This window comes from Bittarella massiliensis (ex Durand et al. 2017), from assembly GCF_017566145.1.
In the GTDB taxonomy this organism is placed as follows: Bacteria; Bacillota; Clostridia; order Oscillospirales; family Ruminococcaceae; genus Bittarella; species Bittarella massiliensis_A.
In genome coordinates this window covers 1-4,124 of sequence record NZ_JABFCL010000024.1, presented here as the reverse complement: position 1 = coordinate 4,124, position 4,124 = coordinate 1, and the positions used below count along the sequence as shown (strand labels likewise).

6 protein-coding genes are annotated in these 4,124 nt (G+C 64.3%); 1 reads left to right on the top strand and 5 read right to left on the bottom strand.

All coding sequences use genetic code 11. From position 1 onward, the window contains the following. Positions 1-398 precede the first annotated feature (398 nt). Positions 399-1,118, top strand: coding sequence for a tRNA threonylcarbamoyladenosine dehydratase (locus tag HJY11_RS13290; RefSeq protein WP_208076430.1), 720 nt, complete (start codon positions 399-401; stop codon positions 1,116-1,118). A gap of 90 nt (positions 1,119-1,208) precedes the next feature. Here the strand turns inward: HJY11_RS13290 and HJY11_RS13285 are convergent, their stop codons facing one another. From HJY11_RS13285 to HJY11_RS13265, 5 genes are all read right to left on the bottom strand, one after another. Then, positions 1,209-1,571, bottom strand: a complete 363-nt coding sequence (locus HJY11_RS13285) for a VOC family protein (RefSeq protein ID WP_208076429.1) — start codon at positions 1,569-1,571, stop codon at positions 1,209-1,211. Further along, positions 1,568-2,008: a Holliday junction resolvase RuvX gene (gene ruvX, locus HJY11_RS13280; RefSeq protein WP_208076428.1), complete on the bottom strand. Its 441-nt coding sequence runs from the start codon at positions 2,006-2,008 to the stop codon at positions 1,568-1,570. Before ruvX ends, HJY11_RS13285 begins: the two co-directional genes overlap by 4 nt. A gap of 20 nt (positions 2,009-2,028) precedes the next feature. Beyond that, positions 2,029-2,685: a histidine phosphatase family protein gene (locus tag HJY11_RS13275; protein WP_208076427.1), complete on the bottom strand. Its 657-nt coding sequence runs from the start codon at positions 2,683-2,685 to the stop codon at positions 2,029-2,031. A gap of 72 nt (positions 2,686-2,757) precedes the next feature. Next, complete coding sequence (locus HJY11_RS13270; protein ID WP_208076426.1) at positions 2,758-3,174, bottom strand: DUF3887 domain-containing protein; 417 nt, start codon at positions 3,172-3,174, stop codon at positions 2,758-2,760. Beyond that, entirely contained in the window at positions 3,165-3,860 is a 696-nt protein-coding gene (locus tag HJY11_RS13265) for a YhfC family glutamic-type intramembrane protease (protein ID WP_243764558.1), read from the bottom strand. Before HJY11_RS13265 ends, HJY11_RS13270 begins: the two co-directional genes overlap by 10 nt. Positions 3,861-4,124 lie beyond the last annotated feature (264 nt).

Genomic DNA, 4,124 nt, shown 5'->3' with positions numbered 1-4,124 from the left:
ATGAATGTAGCCTCGAAGATCAACTCTGCCGGTGGCAGACACTATCCATCTTCCGGCCCCGTCCGAGGCGTAAAGCACACATTTTTTCCATAGAAAAAATGTGTGTAGCCTCGAAGGGAATATCTGCCGGTGGCAGATATTCCCCGTCCTGCGGTGTTCGATTTGTTGCAGCCTTTTATAATCCTACAAGTATGTAATTGGAAGGTCGTCTCTTCTCACCAACTGCAGACCTCCCCCGCAAGGGGACGAAGGGAGCGCGCGGTGCGAAGGAGCCCGTATCCACCCTGTTTTGAAAAAAGCGGGTTTTAACTTGGCTGCAGACGGCATCGCGGGATTTTTATTGCCATTTTGCCCCTTCAAGGGGTGTTTTTCAGCGATTCAAGAGAGGAGTGGGATCCATGTGGCTGGACAGACAGGCCCTTGTCATCGGCCAGGAGGGGTGTGACACCCTGCGCCGCAGCCGGGTAGCCGTCATCGGCATCGGCGGGGTGGGCGGCGCGGCGGCCGAGGCTCTCTGCCGCTGTGGCATCGGCGATCTGCTGGTGATGGATCACGACCGGGTGGACGACACCAACCGCAACCGCCAGCTGCTGGCCACCGCCGAGACCGTCGGCCAGCCCAAAGTTGCAGTGCTGGGGGCGCGGCTGCGCGCCATCAACCCCGATTGCCAGGTAGAGGAGCGGGACTGTTTTCTCGACGCCGACACCCTTCCCCAACTGCTGGACTGGCGGCCCGACTACGTGGTGGACTGCATCGACACCGTCACCTCCAAGCTGGCCCTGATCGAGGGCTGTCAAGGGGCGGGCGTCCCCCTGGTGTGCTGTCTGGGCACCGGCAACCGGCTCGACCCCACCCAGTTCCACCTGGGCGACCTCTACGACACCGGCGGCTGTGGCGACCCCTTGGCCCGGGTGATGCGCTCCCTCTGCCGCAAGCGGGGGATCCAACGGCTGGAGGTGGTCTACTCCACCGCCCCCGTCATCCGCCCGCCGGAAGTGTTTGCCGGCGACTCGCCCCAGGGGCGTCACTCCCCCGGCAGCGTCTCTTTTGTCCCCCCGGTGGCCGGGTACACCCTGGCCTCCCTGGTGGTGCGGCGGCTGTTGGGGCTCCCCTGTTAGGGAGAAACAGCGGACTTTGGTTCTCCCACTGCCTACAAAAGCGCTCCCCATCCCAATATATTGGGGTGGGGAGCGCTTTTTCTATTGCCGCTATTCCCCGTCGATCTTCTGAAACTCCAGGGTATAGCCGTTGGGGTCTTTCAAAAAGAAGGAATAGACTGGGAAACGGGGGTGGTGGCGGGGCCCTTCCCCCAGAGTGGGAAGGCCGGCCGCCTGCAGCCGGGCATAGACGTCGTCCACCTCGGCCCGGTCGGCGCAGTCAAAAGAGAGACAGACCCCCTGGGCCAGGGGACGGCCGTCGCCGTAGTCCACAAAGCCCAGGCAGCCCCGTCCAGTGTCCACAATGAACTGCCCCTCCCCCTCCTGGCGCAGAGAGAGACCCAGTACCCCGGTGTAAAATTGGCGGCAGGCGGCTAGATCGCGGGTGGGGAAAAAGGCGGTCAGTCCAATCATCTCTCCCCCACCTCCTCGTTCTTGCGGCGGCGCAGGTAGGCCTCTAAAATGAGGGTGGCCGCCACCGCGTCCACCGTCTCCTTGCGCTTTTTCCCCCGGATGTTCTGCTCGTTGAGGATGCCGATGGCCGAGACAGTGGTCTGCCGCTCGTCGAAGAGGTCGACCTGGATGGGGGTGGCGTTGAGCCGCCCGGCAACCTTGCGGGCCACCTTTTCACAGAGTTGGGCCCGCTCGCCCCGGCTGCCGTCCATGTTTTTGGGCAGCCCCACCACAATCCGCTCCACCCCATTTTCCAGGGCAAAGTCCACGATCTTCTTGACGGTCTTGTCCAGCCCCGGCTCGCAGATGACTCCGGCCGGACGGGCCAGCATCTCCCCCCTGTCACAGAGGGCCAAGCCGGTGCGCATGTCCCCGTAGTCCACCCCCAATATGACCATCTCTTCCTCCCCCTTTGCCCTTACTTGCGGCTGTAAAAGGTGCCGCCCTGCAGGATCGTCCCCGCGTCGATGTGCCCGGTGTAGCCCTGAAACTCCGCCTTGCCGGGAATTTGGTCGCCGGCGAACACCAGTTTGGAGACGCCGCCGTTGCGGACCCACTCCACCTGGCCCAACCCCTCTACCGGCAGCCCCAGCGCCGCGGCAATGCAGGAGCGCAGGGCGCACCCGTGGGAGACCACCGCCAGGGTCTTGCCCGCATTTTGGGCCAGAATGTCCGCCACCGCCGACGCGCAACGCGCAAAGACTTGGCGCATGGTCTCGCTGCCCTCGACAGCGAAGTTCCAGGGCTCGCTCTGCCAGGTGCGAAAGGCCTCGGGATACTCTCTCTCCAACTGGTCGATGGGCTGGCCCTCCCATACCCCGGCCGAGATCTCCTTGATGCGCTCGTCGGTGTAGAGGGGGATCTCCCGCCCACCGATGATAGCTGCACCGGTGCGGACCGCCCGCCGCAGAGGGGAGGAGATCACCTTGTCCAACTCCACATCTTCAAAGTAGTCGGTGAGGTTTTGGCACTGAATCTCCCCCTGGGGGCTGATGTCGGTGTCAATGGCGCCCTGAAAGGTCCGCTGAATGTTTCCCGCGGCCTGTACGTGCCGCACAAAGTAGATGGTGGTCATAGGCTACACAACTCCAATTCTCGCAGGGGCGCTCCTCCGCAGGGCACCCCCTGTCTCTCTTCTCGCTCCTGTTTATTTGAGGTAAAAGCCCACCAGTTGCCCCTCTCTGTCGAGGCTGATGGTGTACTGCACCTTTCCCCGCTCGTACTTGGCGATGAGCAGCACCACCACATAGGGTTCGCCGCCGTCGTCCTCTTTCCCCACCGCCTCCTCGGCGGTGTACTCGCTGCGCTCTCCCAGTTCGGGGCCGCCCAGCCCTTCCCAAGCCTGGCGCAGTTTCTCTTCCAGCTGGTCGTCACGAAGGTCTGGCCGCCAGCACTCCACCAGCCCCTGGTAATCCTCTTCCTCCAGCAGCTGGGAGGCGGCCTTGGCCTGGTCAATCACCTGGTCGCGCGAAAATCCCTCGGGCAGTTTGCCGCCACAGCCGCTCAAGCAGCCCAGAGCAAACACCAGGGCCAGGGTAGCCCCCAGCCATTTTTTCACCTGCATCCTCTCTCCCTCCTTCCCTCTCTCACCCGCTCGCCAACCATCCAGGCGGTGAGCAGCGCCGCCACCGCCAGCAGTCCGCCCTCGATCCCCCAGAGGGGCAGTCCCACTAAGGCGCCCAGGGCGGCCAACAGGTCCACCAGGGTGTGCAGGGCAAACGCCGCCAGCAGCGGGAGGGCCCGGCGTCCGCGCACCCCGGCAAAAACCAGGCGGGTGGCTGCCAGGTGAACCGGGAGGGCGGCCACCCGCTCCACCCCCGCCGCCAGCAATCCCTCCGCCCCGGCGGCCAGGGTCAGGCCCGGGGCTGCCAGAAGGGAGAGGAGGAGGGGCAGCCCCACCAGGGCCAAGGCCTCCAGCCCCCAATGGCCCAGGCCAAAAGCCAACGCCTCACCGGCGCCGACGCGCCCCTTCAACAGCAGCCGGGCCGCCAGATAGCGCCCTCCCTCCTCAAAGAGGGCGGCGGTGAGGGCCAGGAAGAAGGCGTAGAGCCAGGGACTGCGAAAGGCCAATAGAGCCAATCCCTCCCACCTCTGAAGCCACCCCAGCAGGGGGATGCGCAACAGCAGCTGAAAGAGGAGAAAGGTCCCCACCCCGGCCAAAAAGGGGCGCAGGAGGGTCCGCCGCCGCGCCAGCAGATAGATAAGCGCCCCCAGGGGCAGCCCCACCGACACCGCCAGGGTAAATGCCATTGCCAGCACCTGCACATCCCTCCCCCCTTGCCACACAGAACCAACGGCCGGCCCAGTCAACCTTTCAGCCGCCTTCGCCCGTGCCTTTTCACAGCTGTAATTCCACAAGCGCCGGGCGCGAAGTGGTATCGGCCATGGGGCAGGGAGCAAACGCAGTTTGCGCATCTGCCTGGCCATCATCGGTATAATAGCCACTTTGTGGTGCTATACCACAAGCGCCGGGCGCGAAGTGGTATCGGCCATGGGGCAGGGAGCAAACGCAGT

Coding starts and splice junctions, on each gene's coding strand:
- HJY11_RS13290 (WP_208076430.1), top strand. CDS start 399: ATGTGGCTGGACAGACAGGCCCTTGTCATCGGCCAGGAGGGGTGTGAC.
- HJY11_RS13285 (WP_208076429.1), bottom strand. CDS start 1,571: ATGATTGGACTGACCGCCTTTTTCCCCACCCGCGATCTAGCCGCCTGC.
- ruvX (WP_208076428.1), bottom strand. CDS start 2,008: ATGGTCATATTGGGGGTGGACTACGGGGACATGCGCACCGGCTTGGCC.
- HJY11_RS13275 (WP_208076427.1), bottom strand. CDS start 2,685: ATGACCACCATCTACTTTGTGCGGCACGTACAGGCCGCGGGAAACATT.
- HJY11_RS13270 (WP_208076426.1), bottom strand. CDS start 3,174: ATGCAGGTGAAAAAATGGCTGGGGGCTACCCTGGCCCTGGTGTTTGCT.
- HJY11_RS13265 (WP_243764558.1), bottom strand. CDS start 3,860: ATGGCATTTACCCTGGCGGTGTCGGTGGGGCTGCCCCTGGGGGCGCTT.